2 protein-coding genes (1 of these 2 cut by a window edge) are annotated in these 25,396 nt (G+C 73.7%); both read left to right on the top strand.

Translation table 11 applies throughout. The features are described from left to right. On the top strand, window positions 1-25,055 hold the 3' portion of the coding sequence (locus D0D28_RS06375) for a toxin glutamine deamidase domain-containing protein (protein WP_116110047.1). 6,694 nt of this gene lie to the left of the window's left edge; 25,055 of the gene's 31,749 nt are visible here — the last part of the coding sequence; its start codon lies off the left edge, out of view; the stop codon is at window positions 25,053-25,055. Next, window positions 25,055-25,396 (top strand): hypothetical protein, encoded by a 342-nt coding sequence (locus tag D0D28_RS06370; protein ID WP_094004911.1) that lies wholly within the window; start codon window positions 25,055-25,057, stop codon window positions 25,394-25,396. The genes D0D28_RS06375 and D0D28_RS06370 overlap by 1 nt, the downstream gene beginning before the upstream one ends.

Here is a 25,396-nt window from a genome sequence, read left to right as displayed (position 1 = left end):
GCTTCGCCCGCCTGGTCCGGGGCGTCACGTTCGCGGGCACCGAGGTGTGGCTCGAAGACGCCCGCACCGACGAGAACTCGGTCCACCTGCGCTTCGCCTCCGCCGGCGAAGAGTTCGTCGCCCTGCGCACCTTCTTCTGGGACGGCGGCACGCTGCGGGCAGGGCACGACCACGTCGCCCAGTCCCCGGTCGCCACGGCCCTGGACGAGTTCCTGCGCGAGCGCTACCGCGAGTGGGGCGTGTCCTCTGTGGACGAGTCCGTGTCCGGCGAGACGGCGGTGACCAGGGCGCTGGCCGGTCAGGGCTGGGCTCCCGGACAGGAGGGTCCCCGGTCGGCGCGGGAGGTGCTGGCGCACCTGACCGAAGAGCTCCAGCACCTGCGCGACGGCCGGAGCCGCCTGGCGAAGCAGCTCGAACTCGGGGCGCGGGGCGGTGCCCAGCAGACCGCCCGCCGGTACGGCGCCGCCGACCCGGACACGCTCCTGGACACGCTGAACCGGCAGATCGCGGCCGTCGAAGACATCCTGGCGCGTGGCGGGGACGACGCGTTCGGACGGCCCGATTTCCCGTCACCGCGGGAAATCGCCGAGATCGGGGCGCCCGGCCGGGCCGCGCTGAGCGCGCCGCGGTCGGTCCGCCTCCGCGCGGACCTCTCCGCTCCGGAGCGCGAGCCGTCCTGGCGTCCCCAGCCGCCGGCCGTGCTCACCCTGGCGTCGGGAGCGGATCTGCCCCTGCAACGCCACGACATCGTGTACGACGAGATCACGATCGACGAGCTGCCCCGGCACGAGACGACCGGTGGCTTCGCGCGGACCGCCGGGGAAGCCTGGAACCTGCTCGCCGCCGACGGCAGGCTGACCGTGTCGCTGCCGGTGGCGGTGTCCCCGGACCACGTGGCCGAGGTCCGCGCGGGTCTCGGGAAGTGGTTCGCCCGCACGGAATACGTCACCGTGCCGGGGGAGCGGCCCCGGATCGTCGCCTGGATGCCGCGCGGCCGTCCGCTCCCGGTCCCGCCTCCCACGGGGCGCGTGCACCTCGCCGGTGCCGGCATCGCCGCGGCCCGGCCCGACGGCGAGTTCGACCACGTCCGGTTCGACGACCTGCCGCCCGCCGCGCTCGCCGGCCCGGCGATCGCCGCGGTCGCCAACGGCATGGCGGCCCTGCGCGACGGCGGCACCCTCGCCATCACCAGCAGCATCCGCACCGCGCCGCACCTGCCCGACCTGGTGCACGCGCTGGTGGCGTCCGGCGCCACCGCCATCACCGCGGACGGCGACGTCAACGTCGCCATCACCGCCGAGAAGGGCGAGCCGCGCGGCATCGGCCGGGTGTACCGCGAGGCCGTGCGCCGGCTCGAGGCGGCGGGCGCCGATCCCACCGACGCCGCGCTGGTGCACGCGCGGGCGCTCGCCGGAACGACCGGAACCACCTCCGGGGAACCGCGTCCGGTGACCCTGACTCTGGACAACTGGCGCCACGCCGACCTGAGCGGGGAGGCGCTTGCCCAGCTCGCCGACGCGCTCCCCGCGGGATCGACGATCCGGATCACCACCTCGTCCACCGCACCGGCCGGGATGATCCGGGTCGCGCTGGAGACGGCCGGCATCGCGGTGACCGCGGAGACCACCACGGGCAAGACCGTCATCACCGGGTACAAGCGGGAGGCCCCCGCCGCGCCCGTGCTCGTCGCACCGCCGGAGCCCGGCGACCGCCCGGCGGGGCTCGCCGGTTTCTTCCCGCACCAGGGGATCTGGGCGCCCGGGTTCGAGCACGCGGTGCGCGACTGGTTCCGGGGCCTCGGCGGATTGGCGGATGTCGTCGACGTGCGGGCGGTCAGCATGGGCGGGCGCGACACCATAACGGTGGTCGTCGACCTGGACCGCGGGCAGCCGCACGCCGCCACCCTGGAGGTGCGGCTGCACCGGGAGGCGGACGGACGAATCCGGGCCGAGCACCGGTACCCCGGTGCCCCGGACGCGCCGCCGCGGGCGCGGGGACTGGCCCGGGTGACACCACTGCTCGATGACATCTACCGCGAAGCGGGTGTCGCGGAGGTCACCCAGGAGGTGTCCGGGCAGCGCGGCGTGCACCTCGTCGAGGCCGGATACGGCTGGCACCCGGGCGAGCGGGGCCGTCAGGACGCCGCCCGCGCCCTGGCTCACCTGCGGGACATGCGGAACGCGATGGCCACCGCGGTACGCCGGAACCAGCCGTTCGAGGTCACGTACGGAACGCTCCGCGAACCCCGGACGCGGCGCGCGATCGTGCAGGCCGACGCACTCCTGCTCCGGGCCGCGGAACACGAGTTCGGCACCGCGGGATACCCCACCGCGCGGGAAATCTTCGATTTCGGCCGTCCGCACGTGCGTCTCGGGTTCACCGATCCCTGGCCGGGCAAGGACGTGCTGCGATCGATCGGGACCTGGACCGCGTACCGGGAACCGGCCGGGGCCACGGGTACCGGCGGAGCGGCGGCCGTGTCCCGAGCGGTCCCGGCGGCGCCGGCCGTGGTGCTCGACGGCGCCGACGCCGGGGCGATCAGGGTCCGCGACGGCGAACCCGCCCCGGAGATCGTGCTGCGGGGCGTCCGGCCCGACCGGGAGACCGGCGGCGTGGCCGGCGTGGTCGACGCCGCCTGGTCGAAGCTGCGCCACGACGGCCGGCTGGTGGTCGAGGTCGAACCGGGCGTGCCGGTGGACGCCGTCCGCGAGGCGCTGGAGTGGTACTTCACCGAGGTCGGCGCCGAGATCGGCTACGACGGTCACGGTCGCGTCGTCGGCTGGTCCAAGCGCGGCCGTCCGGTCTACCCCGATCTGCCGGCGGGACCGCGCCTCGACGTGGCCGAGGATGTCGCGGCGTCGTCGTTGCCGCACGGGGACTTCACCTCCGTCCACTTCGCGGGCGTGCGGGAGACCGCGTTCACCGGACCGGCGATCGGCGCGCTGCCCAACGCCTTCGACGTCCTGCCCGAGGGCGGCCGTCTCGTGATGACCACCGGCGAGGACGTGGCCGCCCACTTCGCCGACCTGACGGCGCAGGCGATCGCGCTGGGAGCCACCGAGGTGGACTTCCGCGGCGTCTGGACGGGCAGCGCCGCCGTCGAGATGGTGAAGGGCGATCACGACGCGGCCCGGTTCGCCCACGTGTACGCGGAGGCGGTGTCCAGGATCGAGGCGGCCCTGGCCCGGGGCGACGGCGACGAGGCCGGGCTGCGTGCGATGCTCGCGCACGCGCGGGACGAACACAGCCGTCACCTGGCCGCCGCGCAGGGCTCGGCACCGTCGGCGGACCGTCCCGTGCGGGTGCGTCTGCACCGGCTGCCCGCCGAGTCGCTGACGCCGGAGGCGATGCGCCTGCTGGGTGCGGCGATGCCCCTGGCGTCCACAGTGGAAATCGCGGTGGGGGCCGGTGCCGACACGTCCCGGATCGTCACCGCGCTCGCCGGGTCCGGTGTGGACGCTCAGGTGCACCCGGCGCCGGGCGGGTTCACCGTGTTCGGCACCAAGCAGTCCGACCCGCCGCCCGCTCCGGCGCCCGACCCGACGAGTGAGCCACCCGCGCCCGCACCCGCGCCACGGCCCGTGGTGACCAGCGCCGCCGAGGTCCTGGGCGCGGTGCGGCTGCTCGGCGACGCGCTGCCGGACCGCACGCGGGAAACGGCCACCGGCAGCGTGGTCCAGTTCCGCGTGGACGGCACGCCGGTCACGATCTTCCTGAGCTCCGGCGAGCTCCTGAACACCGCTGAGGAGACGGGCGAACCCGTCGTCGCCCGGTCGTCCGTCATCGCCGAGGACGGGGACCACCGGATCCAGGTGGAACTCGCCGCGGGCCTGAGCCCCCGCCAGGTCGGCCGCGAGATCGCCTACCACCTGGGGCGGTCGCTGCACGAGCTGAAGCAGCAGCGCCAGGGCCTGTTCGCCGGGCTGCTCGGCCGCAAGAAGCCCGGGCTGACGCCGGATCTCGCCGGCCGCCTGATGATCCTCGAGGCGATGGCCCGGCAGCGCGAAGCAGGCGACACCCCGGTCCGGGACCTCGCCGAGATGACGCGCTTCCTGGACCGGATCGCCGCCGACCTCCCGGCCGGGCTGGGCATCCGCCAGGTGCAGGCCGACCACCTGACCGAGAAGACCCTCCGGATGCTGGCCGAACAGCCGGCGCCGGACGGTTCGGTCGCCCCGCGGACCACCCGGCGCGGCGAGGACCCGTTCACCGTCAACCGGTTCGACCCGGCGTGGCAGGGCGCGGAGATCCCGGTGACGCCGGCCCGCCGCGCGCCGTCGGTGCCCTTCGACGTCCTGCGGGAAACCGTGGCGCACGGCGACAACGCCTACGCGCTGCTGACCCAGGACCTCGATCTGCCCGCGCTGCACCGGACCTTCGGCGACCTGCTGCCCCAGGCCGTGGAGGTCGCGCACATCCACGGCGCCGAGTACCTGGCCCGGCTCGCGCAGCGCTGGCAGGGTGATCTGCGCACCGGGCTGAACGCCGCGCTGAACGCGACCCCGCCGCGCCCGGTCCCGCGGACGCTCGCCGACGCGGCGCCGTGGTTCGGGTTCCGCGCCGACGATCTCCCCGCGTTCACGGCCTGGCTGGCGCGGGCCGGCATCCCGGCCGGCCTGACGCAGGCGGACCTGCTGCGCCTGCGCGAGGTCGCCGCCCTGCTGGTGCTGGGCGACCACTTCGTCACCGGCCCGGTCCGCAGGCAGTTCGCCGAAGCCGAGCCCACCGCGATCGGCGACGCGTTCCACAGCCTGCCCGCCGGCCTGCCCGCGGCCGCGCTGCTGCCCGGCTCGGACGCCGACTTCGTGCCGGCGGCCCGCGCGGAGATCGCGCGCCTGCCGCAGGCGGAGCAGGTCCGCCTCGCCCGCACCGCGCGGACGCTGCTCGACCTGTACCACCAGGGCAGGAACATCCCCGCCGGCGCGCCCGAGCGGATCCAGGCCGCGCTGCACGCCCACGGCCCGGAGTTCGCCGCGTGGATGGTCGGCCAGCTCATGGGCGCGGCGGTCACCGACGGCTTCGCCCAGCGCGACGTCGCCGCCGAGCTCGCGACGGCCGAAGCGATGCACCACCTGCCCGAGACACCGGAACCCGCGACGCAGCCCGATTTCGCCCCGGACCGGCGCGTGCGGACCCAGCTCGACGAGCTGGCGACGCTGGTCGGGGCGCACCAGCGCGGCTGGGCCGCCCTGGCCAGAGCCACCGAGGGCGGTGACGAGCCGGCCGCCGTCGTCGAACGCGCCGAGGAACTGGCCGCCCCGCTGACCGGCGTGCTGGACTCGCTCGGACCCCGCCTCGACGCGCTGTCGGCGCAGATCGACGAACTTATCGCGCGGCACGAGACGCGGGAGACCGAGACGGAGGTCGCCCTGACCCACCGGTACCGCCGCCTCGCCGGGGTGCTGGAGCTCGTCCGCAACCGCCGGGACGACCACCAGGCGCAACTGGAGCGCGCCGACCCCGCCCCGGTCCGGCTGCACCTGTGGACCCAGACGGCCGAGGAGGCCCGCGCCGCCGAGGCGGCGAACGAGCCGTTGCCGGACCTGGACGGCGAAGCGATCTCGTCCGCGACCGCCGAGCGGTACATCGAGATCTCGCAGCGCAACCTCGAACGCGCGGTCCAGCGCGCCGAGGAGCTGCGGCGGCCGTTCGAGGTGGCCCTGTCCGAGCTGGTGCGGGAGATCGAGTCGCTGCGCCGCGTGCACGAGGAGCACCCGCGGCTGGCCGCCCACGGCGAGGACCTCGACCCGGCGCAGGACGGGTCGCGGGCGCTGCGCCCGGATCCCCTCGGCGAGGACAAGCAGACCGCGGCGACCCTGTCCGAGCGCGACCTGGCCGCCGTCGCGCGGATCTTCGACCTCGTCGAGCAGCACCAGCGGGTCGTCCGGTTCCTCAACGAGCAGGGGCACGAGGGCGCCCGCGCCCGCGACTTCACCGGCCTCACCGATGTCGAGCCCGCGGTGCGGCGCGGGGTGGCCGAACTGGAGGCGGTCGAGGACGACCTCCGGCGCCTGGTCAACGGGGACGCCACCGGCGAGGACCACGGCCTCGGCCTGAGCGTCGGCATCGCCCGCAGCGACCACCGCTTCAAGCTGCTCGAAGACGTCATGCGGGTCCACCCGCGCTTCCGCGACCGCCGGGGGAGTGTCTACTACGGACTGACGCTGCTCGCCCAGATGCGCACGGCCGCGGAACACCCGGCACCCGGGCTCGCGTACGCGCTCGAAGCGACGCTGACGGAGAAGTTCGGCGACAAGAACGTCAAGGGCGTCCTCGACGACCGGCTCTACACCATCAACCTGCAGCAGAGCAACGAGTTCGCCATCAAGACGCTGTTCACTCCGGTGGACGAGCAGGAGCCGCCGGACGCGGTGGCCTCCGCCGAGCCGTCGTTCCACAACGTCGTCAAGGTGACCTGGTGGTCGGGCACGGACGCCTCGCGCGGCGGCCGCCTGTTCCGGTCCGGCTTCACGTTGCAGTTCAACGTCGGCCCGTCGCTGGAGCAGATCGAGGCGGGCACGCACCCGCTGGCGGAGGAGTTCCGCCTGCGGGCCAAGGCGAACTGGATCGAGCAGCACCACGAAGGCGTCCGCATCACCACGCGCGCCGACCTGGACGCGTTCATCGCCGAGCACGGCTCCGATCCCACCGAGGGCGTGCAGCTGGACATGCCGGCGATCGTGCCGGTGATGTGGGTCGACGGCGGCCAGCTGATCGTCGCCGTCCGCCCCGACGCCGGCCGCGACGAGGTGGTCCCGGCGCTGCGCGGGCTGCTGGTCGAGGAGGTCGCCGCCTACCGCTCGCAGCTGCCCACGGCCGGTGTCCAGGCCCGGACCACCCTGCTGGTCCAGCTCGGCAGCGGCGCGGGTGTCGCGGCGGGCACGCTCGCCTCGCTCGCGCTCGGCCAGGGACTCAGCGCCATCTACCTGATCGGCCGCGGGGTCTTCCTCGGCTGGTCCACCGCGGTCGCCCCGGCCGCGTACTACATCTCGATGGCCAAGCAGACCGAGGCCGCCAACGAGATGCGCCGCCTGCGCGCGTTCATCATGCGCGGCGGCATCGGCCCCACCGCCGAATCGCTCGCCCAGGGCGCGCACGACACGGCGACGACCCTGCAGCCGCTGGCCGAGCTGACCCACACCACGGTGCCGGACGCGCCGCCGCCGGAAGCACCAGGGCTGCTCACCGGTGACGAGCTGACCGATCTCCAGCAGCGGATGACCCGCCTCGGGGCGGAGCTCGCCGAGCAGGTGGCGGCGCAGCGGTTCCCGCAGAGCTACCTGCACAACGCGGAGCTGCGGAAGACCTTCGCGGAGATGACGGAGGTGCGCTGGGAGGACGAGCGCATCGCCGAGCAGGACGCGGGCACGCAGTCCGTGCGCGACGCCGGCACCCTGGTGCTGAAGCTGCCCACGGGCGAGACGCTCAAGGTCTCGCTGGTCATCGGCGCCGTGGAGCGCTCGTTCCAGCTGCTCAAGGGCGGCGACGTGCCGTCCTCGGAACAGCGCTACTGGATCGGCGTGTCCCCCAACGCCTACCTCGGCGGGGACGCCGCGATCCGCGCCGCGCTGGCCGAGCAGCTGGTGGACGTGGTGACCAAGGGCTCGCAGCTGTGGATCCAGCCCACCCTGCAGTCGCTGGCGAAGGAGAACTTCACGACCCTGCCGCTGGAAGCCGCGATCACCACCGTGTTCAACCTCTCCGCGGGCAGCCCCGAGCTGATCACGCCGCTGATCATGGGCAGCGCCGGGTCCCGCGGCGGGTTCATGTCGTCGCGCTACCTCAACTTCAAGTACAACGCGCTGGCCCGGAAGCTGTGGGAGGACGCGGTCCGGGAACGCCAGGGCCTCAAGGCGCTCATCGGCGCGAGCTCCAAGATCCAGATGGCGCAGACGTCGGTCCAGCTCGTCGGCGCCAGTGTGGCGGTCAACCGCGGAGTCGCCGCCGAAATCGCCCGGCACCTGCCGGCCAAACCCGCGGTGGAGCTCGCGCCGGACACGGTGCCCGGCCTGGTCGCCGAGGCCGCGGAGAAGTTCCGCGCCCGCGCGATCACCCGTCCCGGCATCCGATCGGCGCGGTTCCTGACCGCGGAGGAGGTCGCGGCCGAAAAGGCGCAGGCCGAACACGAGAAGGCCGTGAAGGCCGTCGCCGCGGCGGAGAAGGCGGTCGACCAGACCGCGGACGAGGTGCGCACGGCCGAGAAGGAGAACGCCTCGCCCGACGTGCTGGCCGAGAAGGTCGTGGCCGCGGAGGCCGCCGTCGCCGCGCTGGAAGCGGCCAAGGCGGCCGAGATCCGAGCGGAGCGCGTCGCCGAGGAGAAGGCCGAAGCGGCCAGGGAACCCGCTAAGCGCAAGGCCGCGGGCGAGGCCTTCACGCCGGAGGAGATCGCCGCGGCGGTCCGCGAGGGTGACGGGCTTACGGTGGTGATTTCGGCCAACCCGCGCCTGCGCACGCCGAAGGTGCCGGGCGAGCTGCGCGTCAAGATCGGCGCCACGGCGGAACTGCCGGGACACGTCTCGCCGATGCTCACCCACGGGCCGATCTACAAGAACGGCAACACCGACGTCCGCGAGTTCGTGATGCGGCTGCCCGCGCAGTGGACCGCCGACGGCACCCGGGTGACGGCCGAGCGCCTGGAAAGCTGGATGCACCGGCACGCCGACGACCTGATCGAGCGGGAACGGTTCATGCACCGCCGCGAGATCCGCCAGCTGGGCATCGCCGCGTTCGGCCGCGCCATGGGCAGCGGCGCGGTCAGCGCCGCGGTCAGCGTGCAACAGGGCAACACCGCCGCGGCCGGGCAGTCCGCCACCGAAGCCGGGCAGCGGACGGTCGACGGCGCGATGCGGATGGTCACCGCCCGCAACGCCATCGAGCGGACCGCGGCCCGCATGCTCAAGGAACTGAACCCGCAGGTGGCGACGGCCCGCGTCATGGACGACTGGGCCTGGGCCCTGGCCACCGAGGTCCGGGAGACCGACGCCGACCTGCGCGAGCTGCTCGGCAGCCACCTGGACGACCCCGCGCTGCGCAAGACGGCGCAGGAGATCCTCGACCGCCGCGCCGAGCTGCCCAAGCCCGGCGCCCTGTTCGAGGAGTTCGAGCGCATGCGGGAAAGCGGCGAACTCACCGAACGCGTCAAGCACCTCGCGAAGGTGCTGCGGTACGGCAACGGCGAGCTCGTCCTGCACATCGACAAGGTCGCCAAACCCGGACCGAAGGAACTGTGGGCCAAGCTCCGCGGCGCGCACCGGCAGCAGCTGATCTTCCGGTTCGTCACCGGCATCCCGGGCGAGCCCACGCGGGTGCTGGCCAACGCGATCGACTCGCACTTCCTGGTCGTCGGCGAGAACGTGGACGAGGCGCTCGACCGGATCTCGCGGATCGTCGCGGTGTACCACCACGGCCCGACCGGCGTGCCCGGCGCGCTCAACCTGATGCTCGACGAGCTCGGCCCGGGCAACGTCGGCAGCTTCCTCAACCGCGCCACCACCGAGGTGCTGCGGCCGGCCCCGAAGCCGAAGCGGCCCGGGGAGGCGGCGCCGGCGGACCCGACCGTGCGGAACATGGTCATGCAGGCGCTGTCCGGGATCGTCTCGACCACTGTCAACGTGATCTCGGCGAGCTGGTTCCGCCGCGGCGACTTCCTCAAGAGCGAGCAGTTCCGCTGGCGCTACGCCTACGACGGCGCGGTCATGTCCGAGGACCGCGACCAGCTGGCCCAGTACTTCGCCAAGCGCACGGCCGAGTACAGCCGTCGTCAGATGCTGGACCTGCTGGAGTTCGCGGAGGCGGCGGGCTGGTACGCGCCGAAGACGGTCGAGGTGCTGCGGGAGGTGCTGGCCGAGGGCACGAAGTCGGCCGCCGAGGTGTTCGTGCGCCACGGTGTCCGTGCCGACCAGTTGCCGGAGCAGTGGACCTGGTCCGATCTCGACCAGCACGTGCGCGACAACGAGCCGCCCGCACTGGCCCGGCGCGAGGCCGAGGAGCTGCTGGTGCGGATCGAGACCGAGATGCGGGAGCTGGACGTGCACCCGGCCGACCGCGACCTGGAGCACCTGGCGCTGCGTGAACGGTGGGGCGAGACGGTCATCGCCCTGGCCCGGTCTCAGCCGGGCGCGGCAGGCTTCTACAACCGCAACGTGCGCGTCGAAACCGGTTTCGGACCGGTCAACGTCCGCATCCCGGTCGACGGCGCGTCCTCTGTGGACCTGCGCGTCTGGCACGAGGCGGACCTGCTCGCCCGGCTGCGGCCGGTGCTGCCCGGCATGGCCACCCAGCTGCCCAACGTCTCCCAGATGTGGCAGTCGCTCGGCGCGAACCAGGTGCAGACCTTCGAGGAGGGCCGCACGCTGGCGCCGGGGGAGCCCGTGCCGGACCACACGCTCGACGCCATCGCGCGGCTGTTCGCCGAAGCGAGCCGGGTGCGGGCGGCGGAACTGCCGCCACTGCCCGACGGCTGGCCGCTCAGCGGCGACACCGCCTCGTTCGGGCGGCGGCTGTCCGACCTGACCGAGCAGGTGCACGCGCGGGCCGTCGCGGAGCACGGCGACCTGCTGAACGTCTTCGCCGTGCCGGAGCGGCCGCTGGCGGCCGTGCGCGAGGGCTGGAGCGAGCTGACCCGGCGGCCGTTCGGCCTGGTGCACATGAACCTGCACCGGGGCAACGTCCTCGTCCGGGACGACGGCGCCGCCTTCCTGGACTGGGAGCTGGCGCTCTACGGCGATCCGGTCGCCGAGATGGCGCGGCACCTGCACCTCATGCGGTACACGGCGGAAGAGGAGGCCCGGCTGCTCCGCCGCTGGGCGGAGGTCATGCCGGCCGAGGCGATCGCCGGCTGGGAAGACGACCTGCCGCGGCACCGCGCGCACTTCCAGATCAAGTCCGCGATCGACGACACGATCCGGGTGGCGGAGGCGTTCGCCGATCGGGACACGTCCCCCGAGCGCAAGGCGGAGCTGGTGGCGGACCTGACCGCCAAGCTGAACCGGGCGCACGAGCTGTGGGGCACCGGCCGCGTCTTCACCGTCCGCCAGGTCCGGCTGGCGGTGGAGGAACACGTCTCCGGCCCGCTCACCGCCGAGCCCGACGTGGAGCGGCCGGAACTGCCGTCCGGCCCGCTGGAGCCGTCGGTGGAAACCGCCCGCGCGGTGGCGGTGCAGGCGGGCCTGGACGTCACCGACGTCCGGATCCGGATCGTGAGCGACCCGGAGATCCTCGCGCTGATGCGCGAGGAGGGCGTGCTGGGCATGACGCCGACGTTCACCGAGGACCAGATCTGGCTGGCGCCCGAGGCGTTCGCGTCGGTGGACACGCTGGCCCGCGTGCTCGGGCACGAGCTGGCGCACGTCGGCCAGCTGCGCCTGGGCGTCCGGCCGACCGCGAACCTCGTCCCCCTGCTGGAGAGCAACGCCGAAGCCCACGGCGACGCGGCCGTGGACCGCCTGCACGGCCGCCACGCCCGTCCACCGATCGTGGAGCCGGACCAGCTGCCGGCCCCCGAGGGCGAGGTCGTCCCGTTCCTGTTCCACGGCGCACACGACACGGCGGCCGGGGCGTTCGCGGCCGACCGGGCGGTGCGCGCGCAGCTCGGTGAACTGGTCACGCTCGCCGACGCGGCCCGTCGTGGCTGGGCGTCGCTGGCCGAGGTGACCGAGCGGCTCGGCGACCCGGTCGCCGCGGTCGAGCGGGCCGAGGAACTGGCGGCGCCGCTGACCGGGTTGCTGGACGCGATGGGACCCCGCGTCCAGCGGCTGTCCGGGCAGCTCGACGAGCTGATCGCGCGGCACCAGGCCGGGGACAGCCGGACCGAGGCCGCCCTCACCGACCGGTACCGCCGGCTGGCCGGGCTGCTGGAGGAGATCCGGAACCGCCGGGAGGACCACCGGGCGCAACTGGCCCGCGCCGCCGTCGCGCTGGTCCGGTTCACCCTGTGGACCGGGATCGCCGAGCAGGCCCGCGCGGCCGAGCAGGCGAACGAACCGCTGCCGGATTTGGACGGCAGGCCGGTCTCGCCGGCCACCGCCGACCGGCGCGCCGAGGCCGCGCGACGGGGGCTGGACCGTGCCCTGCGGCGCGCCGACGAGCTGCACACCCCGTTCGCGGCGGCGTTGTCGGAACTCGCGCGGGAAGCCGAGGCGCTCGACCGGGTGCACCAGGAGAACCCGCGCCTGGCCGTGCACGACGAGGGCATCGACCCGGCCCAGGACACGCGGAAGATGCTGCGCGCCGATCCGGTGGGCGACGGCCCGCTGACGGTCGCGGGACTGTCCGAACGCGACCTGGCTGCCCTGGAACGGCTGTTCGGCCTCGCCGAGCAGCACCAGCGGGTCGTGCATTCCCTCACCGCGCGGGGCCTGGCCGGAACCAGGGCCCGCGACTTCACCGGCCACGCCGACCCGCAGGCGGTGGCCGAGCTCCAGGCGCTGGAGGACGACCTCAAGCGCCTGGTGAGCGGTGACGCGGCGGGTCGCGACCACGGCCTCGGGCTGAACCAGGCGGTCGGCCGCGGTGACGAGCGGTTCCTCCTCGTCGAGGACGCCCTGCTGACCCACCCCCGCTTCCGCGGTCGCGGCACCGACGTCTTCGCGACGCTGAAGCTGCTCGCGCAGCTCCGCACGGCGGAGGAGCACCCGGCGCCCGGATTCGCGCACTGGCTGCGGAGCCTGCGCGAGCAGGGGCTCGGTTTCCCGGACACCAAGGGGGTGCTCGACGACCGGATCTACCACGTGCGGGTGACGCAGACGGCCGAACTCCCGGTCATGGCGCTGTACACGCCCGTGGACCAGCAGGAACGGCCGGACCCGGTCGACGCCGCCGAGCGGTCGTACCACAACGTCGACAAGGTCAGCTGGTGGTCGGGCACCGACAAGTCGTCCGGGGGCAGGCTGCCGCGCGCCGCATTCACCCTGCGGACCGAGGTCGGGCCCTCGCTGGCCGAGATCGAGGCGGGCACGCACCCGCTGGCCGCGGAGTTCCGCCTGCGCACCAAGGCCGACTGGATCGAAGACCGGTTCGGCGTGACCATCTCCACCGAGGCGGACCTCGAGGCGTTCATCCAGCGGCACGGGTCCGACCCGACCGAGGGCCGGGACCTGCCGGTTCCGGCGGCGGTGCCGGTGCCGCTGATCGAGGCGTCCCAGGTGGTCGTCGTGGTGCGGCCGGACGCGACCCGTGCCGAAGCGGACGCCGCCCGGGACCGGATCCTCCCGGCGCAGATCGCCGCCTACCGGTCCGAGCAGCCCTCGGCGGGGGTGCCGATCCGCGCCAACCTGATGGCGCAGCTCGGCGGCGGTGCCGGCGTGGCCGCCGGGACGCTGGCGGCCATCCTGAGCGGCCAGGGGCTCAGCAGCATCTACCTGGCCGGCCGCGCGGCCTACCTCGTGTGGTCCGTCCTCGCCGGCCCGGTCGCGGACCACATCTCCTACGCCAAGCTGGTCGACGCGTACAACGAGTTCCGCCGCCAGGACGCGGCACTCATGGGACGCGGCTTCGGCGCCAACGCGAGCGCGCTCGCCCAGGGCGAGTACGACACGAGCACCGCGTTGCGGCCCCTGGCCGAACTCGCCGGCACCCCCGTGCCGGACGTCGCCCCGCCCGAGCGGCCGGCCCAGCTGACCACCGCGCAACTGGCCGAGTTCGAGGAGCTGATGAGCCGCGCCGGCGCGGAGGTCGCGGCCCGGATCGCGGACGGCGCGTTCCCGGAAACCTATCTGTACAGCACCGATCTGCGGCAGACGTTCGCCCGGATGCGGTCGGTGCGCTGGGAGGACGAGCGCATCGCGTCGCGGGACGCGGGCACGCAGTCCGTGCGGGACGCCGGAACGCTCGTGCTCGAACTGCCGAGCGGGGAAACGCTGAAGGTCTCCCTGGTGGTGGGCCGCCTGGAGCGCTCGTACCAGATGCTCAAGGGCGGTCACGTCCCTGCCCGGGAACAGCGCTACTGGATCGGCATCTCGCCGAACGCCTTCCTCGGCGGGCCGGACGCGGTTCGCGCCGCCCTGTCCGAGCAGCTGGTGGACGTCGTGGTCAAGGGCGAGCAGATGTGGATCCAGCCCACGCTGACGACCCTGGCCAAGGAGCACTTCCCGACGCTGCCCCTGGAAGCCGCGATCACCGCCGCCTTCAACATCGCCGCCGGCAGCCCGGAACTGATCGCGCCGCTGGTCGCCGGCAGCGCCGGGACCCGCGGCGGGATGATGTACTCGCGGTTCCGCACCTGGTCGGACCTGATGCTGTCGTTCAAGCTGTGGGAGGACGGCGTCCGGGAGCGCCAGGGCTTCCAGGAGATCATCGGCGTCGGCGCCAAGATCCAGGCGGCCGACACCGCGCTGCGGCTGATGGACACCGCACACGGGATCGTCCGGAGCGTCCGCGCGGAGATCGACTCGCATCTGCCCCCGGAACCGGAGCGGCCCCTGGTGCCCGCCGATCCGGCCGAGCTGATCGCACGGGCCGCCGGTGAACTGGCCGCCCGCGCCATCACCCGTCCCGGGGTGAAGGCGGCGCGGTTCCTGACCGCCGAGGAGCTCGTGGCCGAACGGGCGGCGGCCGAGTGCGAGGCCGCCAAGAACGCGGTCGCCGCCGCCGAGAAGGCCGGGGACGCCACCGACGCGCTCGTCGAGGCCAGGGCGGAGGCCGAGCGGGCCGCCCGGGAAACGGCGGCCGCCGCCGAGGAGCAGGCGAAGCGGAAGGACTCGGGTGAGGCGTTCACCCCGGCGGAGATCGCCGCGGCGATCCGCGAGGGCGACGGGCTGACGGTGGTCGTCACCGCGCACCCGCGCCTGCACACCCCGAAGGTGCCGGGCGAGCTGCGGTTCACCTTCCGCGTCGCTGACGACCTGCCCACCACGGTCGCGCCGATGACGACCCACTCGGCCATCTACAAGCGGGGTGTCACCGACGTCCGGGAGTTCCACACCTACCTGCCCGCGCAGTGGGCCGGCCGCATTGCCGCGGACGACCTCACGACCTGGATCCACCGCCAGACCGACGACCTCATCGCGCGCGAGCGGTTCCTGCACCGCCGGAGCAGCAGGCAGCTCGCCATGGCCGCGTTCGGGCGAGCGATGGGCAGTGGCGCCGTGAACGCCGTGGCGAGCCTCGAACAAGGCAATACCGTCGCGGCCGGGCAGTCCGCGGCGGAGGCCGCCCAGCGGACCGCGGACGGCGCCATGAGGGTTGTCACCGCCCGGGCCACCGTCGACCGGTACGGGGTCAAGATGCGGAAGGAGATGCCCGCTACCGGTGCGACCCCGCGTGTGATGGACGACGTGGCGTGGGCGACCGCCACCGAGGCGCGGGAGACCGAAAGCCGGCTCCGGGCGCTGCTCGGCCGGCACCTCGACGACCCCGTGCTGGGCGCGAAAGCCCGGGAGATCCTCGCCCGGCGCGGGCCGGAAGCCGCCCCGCCCGGCACGGCGATCGCGGAGATCCGCCGGATGCGGGACACCGGTGAGCTGGCGCGCCGGGTCAAGCACCTGGCCGAGGTGGTCGACCACGGCGACAACCACCTCGTGCTGCGGATCGACCGCGTGCCCCGGCCGGGGCCCTTCGAGCTGTTCGCCAAGTTGCGCGGCGCGCACCGGCAGCACCTGCGGGTCCACTTCCTGCCGGGCGTGCCCGGTGACCGCACGCGGGTGGTCCGCAACTCCGCCGACTCCAGCTTCCTCGTCGTCGGGGAGGACGTGACCGAGGCGCTGGACGCGATCTCCCCGATCGCCGAGGTGTTCCACCGCGGCGCGGCCGGCATGCCCCGCGGGCGGACGCTGCTGGTCAACGAGCTGGGACCGGGGAACGTCGGCGGCGCGGTCAACCGCGGCACCACGGAGGTGCTCCGGCCGGAGCCGAAGTTGCGCAACTTCGCCCTGCAGATGGTGTGGGCGGCGGTGTCGAGCTGGGCGAACATGCGCACGACGATGTGGGCCGGGCGCGGGGAGTCCCTCGACCTCGATCTGTACCGCCAGGGTTACGCCTACGACGGCGTGGTGCTGTCGGCGGACCGGGACCAGCTGGCCCAGTACTTCGCGAGGCAAACGGCCGAGTACAGCCGTCGTCAGATGCTGGACCTGCTGGAGTTCGCGGAGGCGGCCGGCTGGTACGCGCCGAAGACGGTCGAGGTGCTGCGGGAGGTGCTGGCCGAGGGCACGAAGTCGGCGGCCGAGGTGCTCGCGCGGCACGGTGTTCGCGTCGAGCAGCTTCCGGAGCAGTGGGCCTGGTCCGATCTCGACCAGCAGGTGCGCGAGGCCGGGTCATCGGCGCCGGCGCTGCCCGCCGGCCCGGTCGAACCGTCGGTCGAGACCGCCCGCCAGGCAGCGGCCCGGGCGGGCCTGGACCTGACCGGGGTCACGCTCCGCGTCATCGACGACCCCGATCTGCTCCGGCTGATGCGGAGCGAGGACCAGAAGGGAGTCACCCCGACCCGGTACGAGGGCCGGGAGATCTGGCTGGCTCCCGAGGCCTTCGAGTCGATCGACACCCTCGTGCGCGTGCTCGGTCACGAGCTGACGCACGTCGACCAGCTGAGGCAGGGGATCCGGCCGGTGCGGCCGGTGGTGGAGCTGCTGGAGGAGATCGCCGGGGCCGGCGGCCAGGCCGCGGTGGACCGCCTGCACGGCCGGCCCGCGCACCCGCCGATCACCGAGCCGCGCCTGCTGCCGGAGACCGGCGACGACGAGGAGGTCGTCGAGTACCTCTTCGACACCGGCTCCAGCGCGTCCCGGTTCTGGGTGCACTCGTGGCCGGAGCAGACACGGGCCTTCCACGCGGTGGCGCCGCTGTCGAAGATCATCCCGGGGCTGACCGCGTGGATGAACGGACGGCGGGACTGGACCATCCTGCTCGACGACGTGCCCGTCCGGGTGGTGTTCACCGAGGACCCGGCGCCGGGGGGCCGCATCGTCCGCTCCGGCAGGCGGAAGGTGATCGAGATCGAGGTGGAGGCGAGCGCGACGCCGGAAAGGGCCGCCCGCCACCTCGGCTACCAGCTCGGCTGGGCCAGGCAGGAGCTGCGCCCGGCGGGCCTGGTGCGCAAGTCCGTGCGGTTCCGCAGCACCGCGCCCGATGCGCCGGACGCGGTCGGCCCGCACGTCGCCGGACTGCTCGCCTCACTGAACGTCATGGCGGAGCACAAGGCCCAGGCCATCGCGGAGTCCGGCTACGACGTGTCGCTGGAAGACTTCTACGCCGAGGCCGACGAGCTGGCGAACGCGGTGCACGGCAACTGGGACGCCATCGCCCGGCGTCACCTGAGCGACCTGACCCGCGCCCTGCTGGCCGAGCGGGACCACCTCAGGGACCTCGCCACCCGGGAACAGCTCACCGGACTGCCCGCGCACCTGCAGGAGACGTTGCCGGACGGGGACTGGAGCCTGCACAACACGGTGCGGCGAGCCGCTCCGGCCCAGGGGCCCGAACCGGAGACGCACGCGTTCCCGAGCGTCCAGGCGAGCCGGGTGATCGGGGAGCGCGGCGGGCTGCTCCCGGCGCCGGACGCCTACCGCGAGATCGTGGACAAGTCGTTCCACCGCCGCGAGGAGTCCGCGAACGAGCGCCTGCGTCGCTTCGTCCGGCTCGTCAACGGACCCGGCAACGACCCCACCGCGCGGCTCAACGACGTCGACGCGGTCATGACCGTGCACGACTTCGTGGTCGGTCACGGGACCGATGCCGCGGCGCGGCGCACGTTCGACGGCTTCCGCGACGGGGACGTCACGCGGGCGGTGGGGCGCGAGCTCGGGGGAGAGGGGCGGATCGAGGACCGCGGCGGCCGGTTCCAGCGGCTGTTCGACGTGCGGGACCCGCTGCCGGACGGTCTCGATCGCGCCGGCGCCGTCGAGGCCGCCTGGCAGCGGGTGGTGGACGCCGTCCGCGGCGCGCCGCCCGCCGATGTGCCGCGGACCCGGAACGGCTTTCGCCGGGAACCGGGGCCCGCCTTCGCTTACGTGGTCGTGCACCGGGCCGGGCACGAGCCGCTCGTCACCGCCGTCACCGCTTTCGAAGATGCCGAGCCGCTCTTCCTCGACCCGGTGAACCGGACGGCGTCGGAGTCCCCGCTCTACTCCGACGACGTGATCGCGCTGGACGTGGTGGTGTACGGCGATTCCACGGAGACCGGACCGCGGAACAGCTCGGTCCCGATCCCGGGCCTGCCGCTGTCGGAGATCAGCACCCGGCCGCCGACCGCCGCCTACCGGGACGCCATGCCCGCCGCCGACCGCGTGCGGTGGATGGAGCTGGCCCAGCAGGTGGTCGTGGACGAGCTGCTCAACGCCGACGTCGCGCAGTACCCGCTGTCCTTCCCGCCCGAGGTCGCCGCCGAGTTCAACCGCCTGGGCAGCGATCGCCGGGCCCGGCTGGAACTGCGCGCACTCGGGTACACCATCGGCGCCGCGGCGAACCCGGAGGCGTTCATCGCGGCGGTGCGGAGCTTGCAGAACACCGCGCGGTGGCGCGGAATCCCCCTGAGCACGCTGCTGGCCGAGAACTGGGACGCCGAACTCGGGCCCCTGGTCCAGGTGACCGAGACACCGATGCGGTATCCCGAGGGCGCGACCAGCGACGAGGCCTGGCTGAAGAAGGTCAGGAAGCTGGTGCTCGCGGAAACCACGGAGGCCGAACGGCGGCAGCTCGCGCAGGCCCGGCCGGATCTGTGGGCACTGCTCAACTCGACCTACGGTGCCGACGACACCTCCCGTGAGGTCGGCGCCCCGTACGACCGGCCGGACGGCCTGCGGCCGGTGACCAAGGCCGCTCAGGACAAATTGCGGAAGGCGCTGAGCGGCTCCCCGGACCCGGCGATCTGGGGTCCACTGATCCTGGGGATGGGCGCCGAGCCGTTCGAGACGTTCTCGGCGGTGGTTTCGACCCACGTCGACGGTGTGCCGAAGTTGCCCGCGAAGCCGACGCTGGACAGCTACGACGCGGGCCGGTGGCAGGGGTACGAGCTCGGCGCCTCCGGACGGGTCGAGCAGCAGCGGGGTGTCCGGATCCAGAACCTGCCCTCGTGGGGCCTCAGCGTCCGGCGCGACTTCACCAGGCGGATCGAGGCCGCGCTCGCCGCGGCCGGTCCGCAGGCCGTGGCGGTCCTGATCAACCGGTCCGGCGGGTCCGTGGACGACTCCACCGGGCTGGTCATCGCGGCGCGGCACGGCGAGTCCGTCCGCTACGTGGTCCGGGACGATCAGGGCGTTCGCGTCGAGGAGTCCCTGCCGGTCCTGCAGAACCTCGAGCACGGCATCGACGTCGTGGTCATCGACGGGACCGGCGCGCCCGTCCCGGTTCCCGGCGCCGCGCCGAGTCCGCTGAGCACCGTCCCGCCCTCGGCCGCCTACCTGCGTGCCATGGCGGATGACGACCTCCACGCGGTCGTCGGGCGGACGGTCGAGCTCCTCCGGCGCGGTCCGGCGGAACTGGACCTGCCGGTGGAGGTGTCCGCGGTCCACGACGGGCTGTCCGATCCGCGGGCCCGGGCCCAGTTGCTGTCCTGGTTCGACGCGACGGGCCGCGACGCCGGTCTGCTCGTGCGCGGGCTGGAGACGTTCCGCGCCCTCGCGCTGGATCGCTTCGACGGCGACCTCCGCCTGGTGGGCGAGGACGAGGTGGTCGAGCAGGCCCTGGCCCGCGCATGGGACGAGGGGCTGGGCACGGTGGTCACCCTCGACGCGGAGTCCGGCGCGAAGCCGGCCGCGCCGGAGCCGGCCTCGGCCGGACCGCTGCCCGCCACGGTGGAGACCGTGCGGCGGGTCGCCGCGCGGGTCGGGGCGGACCTGACCGGCGCCGAGATCGTGATCAAGGACGATCCGGAGTTCCTGGCGCTGCTCGCCGCCGAGGGGGCCAGCGCCCTGACCGTGACCGCCGAACGGGCGATCTGGTTCAGCCCGGCCGCGTTCCGGACGGAGGCGAAGCTGGCGGAGGTCCTGGGACACGAGCAGACCCACCTCGCCCAGCTCCGGCTGGGTATCGCGCCGCTCAAGCGGCACGTGGCGGGCCTGGAGGAGCTCGCGCTGCGCAACAGCGCGATCGCGGTCCAGAACCTCCGGACCGGGCCCCGCCCGTTGCTGCTGCCCGACCCGGACCACTACGTTCCGGTCCCGATGACGCACCGCGACGTCGTACCGTACTTGTTCGACACAGGAGGAGACAGCGTTGACGACGTTCCAGGTGACCAAGATGGACGATCTGGCGGTGTTTCCGGGGATCCGGCTGCTGGGGCGGGAAGAGGGGGACCCGATCGAGCCGGGGCTGACCCTGACCGACCCGGTGACGGGCCGCGCCTGGCCGGTCCTGTCGGTGGAGTTCCCGACGCCGCTGGCGCGCCGCAACGGGTGGACGACGCTGCTGGTGGAACGCACGGGGGAACCGGCACCGGCCGTGGGGACGACCCTGAGCAGCGAGTCCGGCACGACCGCGAGCAGCTCCACCTCGCACTGACCGGACTCGCCCGGGTGCTGCCCGAACTGAACGTGTCCGTCGTGGACGGACAGGTGCAGGCCGACCTGTCGGGCGTGCCGATCGCGGTCGACTACACCGACGCCGCGACCCGGCGCGGCCCGCGGCTGATGCCGGCATTCGCCGGCGGGCCCGCCAGGCCGACCGGCACGATCCGGCTCCGGCTGGAGCCCGGGACCGGGCGGGACCAGGCCATGCGGGACCTCGCGGACCGGCTCGGCCGGGTCCGGCACGAGCTGCGCCCGGAGACCCGGTTCCAGCGGTTGCGCCGCGGCAAACCGGGTGGCCCCGGTGAGGCGACCGCGGTCGACGCCCCGCTGGCCGGACGGCTCCTCACCCTGGACGTGCTCGCGCTCCAGCAGGCCGAAGCCGTCGCCGAGCACGGGGATTCCGCGGTGAGCGGCGAGCTGGGCGAACAGGCCGGGGACATCGCGATCTCGCTGCCCGAGGGCCGCGATTTCGACGCCATCGCCCAGGCACACCTGCAGCCGCTGACCCGCGCCCTGCTCGCCGAGCGGGACCACCTCCTCGACCTCGCCACCCGCGAGGAACTGCGTCAGCTGCCCGCGGAGGAGCAACTCAGCCTCCCGGAGCCGGAGTGGGCGGTGCACAACGTCGTCCGCGGCGAGGTCCGTGGAATGACGCGCGAATCGCCGTTCCCGCCGGCGCGCGCGTCGCGGGTGCTCGGTGAGCGCGCCGGCCTGGTGCCCTCACCCGGGGCCCGGCTGGCGATCGCCCAGGCGATGCTCGGCGAGAACGGCGAGCGCACCGCGGACGACCTGGCACGCGCGGTGCGGCTGCTCGCGCCCTGGCCGGCCGACCCGGCCGGGCCGCTGGCGCACCCGGACGCCGCGATGGTGCTCCACGACTACTGGATCGGCCTCGACATCGATGTGGCCGCGCGGCGGACGTTCGACGGGTTCGCCGACGGCGACCCCGGCAAGCCGCTGGGCGGTGAGCAGGTGGGCCGCATCGAGGACCGGGGCGGCCGGTTCCAGCGCCTCGCCGACTTCCGGCAGGTGCCGGAGGCCCAGCGCGCGGAGGTGATCGCCGCCGCGTACCAGACGGTCGTCAACGCCCTGGCCCGCACCGGTGGCAACGCGTTCGCCTACGTGGTCGTGCACCGCGACGGCGCCGAACCCCACGTCACCGCCGTCGCCGCCCGCGACGGACAGTCACCCGTGTTCCTCGACCCCGCGCACGGCAGGGCCGCGTCGCAACCGCTCTACGGGCACGAGGACGGCGTGTACGCCCTCGACGTCATCGTCCACAGCGGACCGAGCAGGTCCTCGGCGGTGGCCGCGGCCGTGCCGATCAACGGGCTGGAGCTGTCCGAGATCAGCTCCCGCCCGCCCACCCGGAGCTACCTCGAGGCGATCCCGAAGACCGATCGCGCCGCCTGGAAGAGCCTGGCCGAGCAGATCCACCTCGCCGAGCTGCTCAACGAGGACGTCGCGGCGTACCCCACGTCGTTCCCGCCCGAGGTCGCCTCCCTCTACAACTCGCTCGTCAACGACCGGCTGGCCCGGCTGCAGCTGCGGGCCCTCGCGCACACGACCCGCGAACCGGCCGCGTTCGCGAGGGCGGTCCGGAGCATGCAGAACACCGCCGAGTGGCAGGGCGTCCCCGTGGCCGAGCTGCTCACCAGGATGTGGGAGAACGAGCTCGATTTCTTCACCTCCCAGGCGGTCCTCGCGCGACCGGTCCGGTACCCGGAGAGCGGGATCACGGACGAGGAGTGGATCAACCGCGTCCTGAAGACGATCGACGCCGAGAAGCTGACGCGTGCCCAGCAGCTCCGCCTCGCCGAGGTCCGGCCCGATCTGGCCGCCGCGCTGAACTCCACGCACGGCGCCACGGACACCAGCGCCGAGGTCGGCGCGCCCTACGAGGAGCCGGACGGGTTGCGGGCGGTGATCCACCGGATGCTCGAGAAGCTGCAGGAGATCATGCGCGACGAGACGGGCGCCTTCCTGGCGGGGATTCACCCGAAGAAGTGGGCCCCCCTGTTGTGGCGGCCGGGGATCTCGGCCTTCGAGGCCTTCCTCGCCGCCCGGTCGATCTACCACCTCGGCATCCCCAAGCTCCCCGCGATGGCCGCCTTCCGGGGGATCCGGGACGGCGAGCCGTTCGGCTCCGAGCTGGGCGCCGCGGGCCGGGTGGAACAGGTCATCGGCGCGCGGTTCCGCACCTATCCCGGCGGGGACCCGGGGATCCACGCCCAGGGTGCGGTCGAGTTCGCCCTCCGGGACAGGCCGGGTGCGATGGCCCTGATGCTGCACCGGCTCACCGACCACCCGCACGGCCCGCACGCGGGGGTCATCGTGATCAACCACGAAGGCACCCTGTACTGGCTGACCGACGAGGTGATCAGTGGCAAGCGCCCGTCGTTCCGGCGGCGTGGGGTCCGCAAGGTCGCCGGCCAGGTGGTCGACGGGGCCGCACGCGTCGCGAATGCCGCTCAGTCCGCCGTGACGGCCGCGGAGAGCTCGCGGTTCCAGCCACGGAAGATGCTGCCCCAGGAGCGGATGACACGCCGCCCCGGCTACCCGATGCGATTCGGGACCGACGTGCTGATGATCGACCGCGACGGCAAGCCGGTGCCGCTGCCCGGCACGACCCGCAGCCCGGTCAGCCAGCTCCCGCCGACCGCCGAGTACGTCCGGGCGGCCGAGGACCACGAGCTGGCGGAGTGGGTCACCCGGGCCGTCGGGCTGACCACCTCCGAGGCCGATCCCGAGCACCTGGGCGAACTGGGCGAGACCTACCGGAACCTGACCGATCCGCGGGCCCGGCGCCAGCTGGTCGCCTGGTTCCAGGCGGTGGGCGGCGACCAGGCCCTGATGCGGCGCGGCCTCCACACCTTCCGGGCCCGCGCGGTCGACGCGCACCCGGACCTGCCGCCGGAGACGGCGGTCGAGGAGGCGCTGGCGGCGGAGTGGGACCGGGGACTGGGCGCGCTCGTCCCGGACGGGCTGGCTCCCGGCGCCACGCGGTACGCCGCGCCGCGCGACCTGACGCCCGTCAGCCTGCAGCAAGCGTTCGTGTCGCCGGGGGAGGACGCGCTGCGTGAGTTCGCGAAGCAGCAGCCCGTGCTCGCCGAGCTCCTCCGCAAGCACGGGCTGCGCCTGGCCGAGGAGAACGTGATCGACCTCCGGCGCTACCAGCCCGGCGCGGTCTCGGTGCCCTCCTTCGGCCGGAGCACCGCCGAGGACCCCGCCGAGCGGCTGGCCCAGGACCGGGAAGCGGCGCGGGCCGCGTTCGCCGCCGCGTACCGGGACGATCCCGCGGCGCTGGACCTGCTGACCGACCACGAGTTCTTCTACGACCCGGACAAGAGCGGGATGGTGCTGGTGCACCGCGCGTTCGGGAACCTGCTGGACTCCGTGTACTCGCGCCAGGACCCGCGGCACCCGGCCAGCCCCTATCCCGTCGCGCACCACCCGCTGGCCCCCACGATGACCGGTGAGCTGCGGGAAATGCCGTGGGTGCCCGACGACCGCCCGCTCTTCGAGACGCTGGACGCGAGCCGGCTCAGCCGGGCCGGGATGCAGACGGAAGTGGCCTTCGAGGTGCTGCGCGCGGTGGCGGCCGCGCGACCGGACCACGTCCGGCAGCAGCTGGTCCGCCCGCTGCCGGACTCGGATCACGTCCTCGTCCGGTTGCTCGTCGACGGCGTGGTGCGTGAGGTGGCCGTGCCGAACTCGTTCCCGTGGATGCCCTCGCAGCACGCCGCCCGGTGGATGCGGACCGTGGAGAACGCGCTCATCCACCTGGGCCTGATGACCGCCGGGTACCACGGCAACGCCGATCACGTGCAGCGGGTCCTGGCGGCCGTGTCCGGCCTGCCGGTGACCCAGTCCCTGCCCGGCCAGGGTGCCGCGGTGCGCGCGCTGGAGAACCTGCTGCCCGCGCTCGCGGACGCGAAGATGCCGCTGCTGGCGTCGATGCCGCAGGTCAAGCACGACGTGTACGTGGCGGCCACGCCGGTGTGGGACAACGGCGAGATCCGGCTGGTCATCCCGGGCCTGACCGTCAAGCCCACCATTCCCGTGTTCGAGCGGATGCTCGCTCCCGGGGCGCCGCTGGTGCACGGGGTCTCGCCGCTGCCGGACACCGCTGAACCCGGCCGGGAGCCCGGTCCGAGCACCACGACCCGGCCCGAGGACCGGCTGCTGCGCTTCGAGGACGGCGACACCAAGCCGAAGCCGTGGCCCGCCGAGCGGCTGGACCCGCGGTTCGACTACTGGGAGAGCGGCAAGCTGAAGGTCACGCCGGACAACATCCGGCTGGTCGCGCAGAAGTACGGCATCCAGGTGCACCCGAAGGCCAAGGTGACGATCAACAAGGCCAAACGCGGCATGTACGGCGAGACCCTGCTCGCCGGGCGGGGCGCGCGGATCGAGATCACGCCGGCGGCCTTCGTCAACGAGGAGGTCCTCGCGCGCACTCTGTACCATGAGAACGTCCACGTGGTCCAGATGGAACGCGCGGGCTGGCGCCGCCAGGAAACCGCCGCGGAGTGGCGGGCGTGGGAGGACGACGCACACGCCGCCGACCGGCAGTGGTGGCAGGACCACACGCTCAACCAGGAACGGGAAGGCTGATGGCCGTCGAGCAGCACGCGTCCTACGCGGACTGGCAGCGCGCCTACGGGGACTACTACGAGTCGCTGCCGGACCGGCCCGACCTGGCGTGCCCGAACTGCGGGCACCACGAGCTGCGCCTGGTGTTCGTCGCCGACGCGACCGAACGGATCGGGTACGCGCAGTTCTCCTGCGGGCACTGTGGTTTCGGCATCCACGTCTCGCGCACGTGGGTGCCCGATGGGGTGGAGTTCCTCCCGATCGACACCCCTGTCGAGGAGCTCGACGCGCGGCTGCCAGACTTCACCCTCGTCCATCCGCCCGAGGACGCGGACGGCGACATCGAAGAAGTCCGGTTCTGA

The organism is Amycolatopsis ruanii (assembly GCF_003385175.1).
Classification (GTDB): Bacteria; Actinomycetota; Actinomycetes; order Mycobacteriales; family Pseudonocardiaceae; genus Amycolatopsis_E; species Amycolatopsis_E thermalba.
Note: the sequence above shows the minus strand (reverse complement) of the source record. Positions and strands in the feature narration are given on the sequence as shown.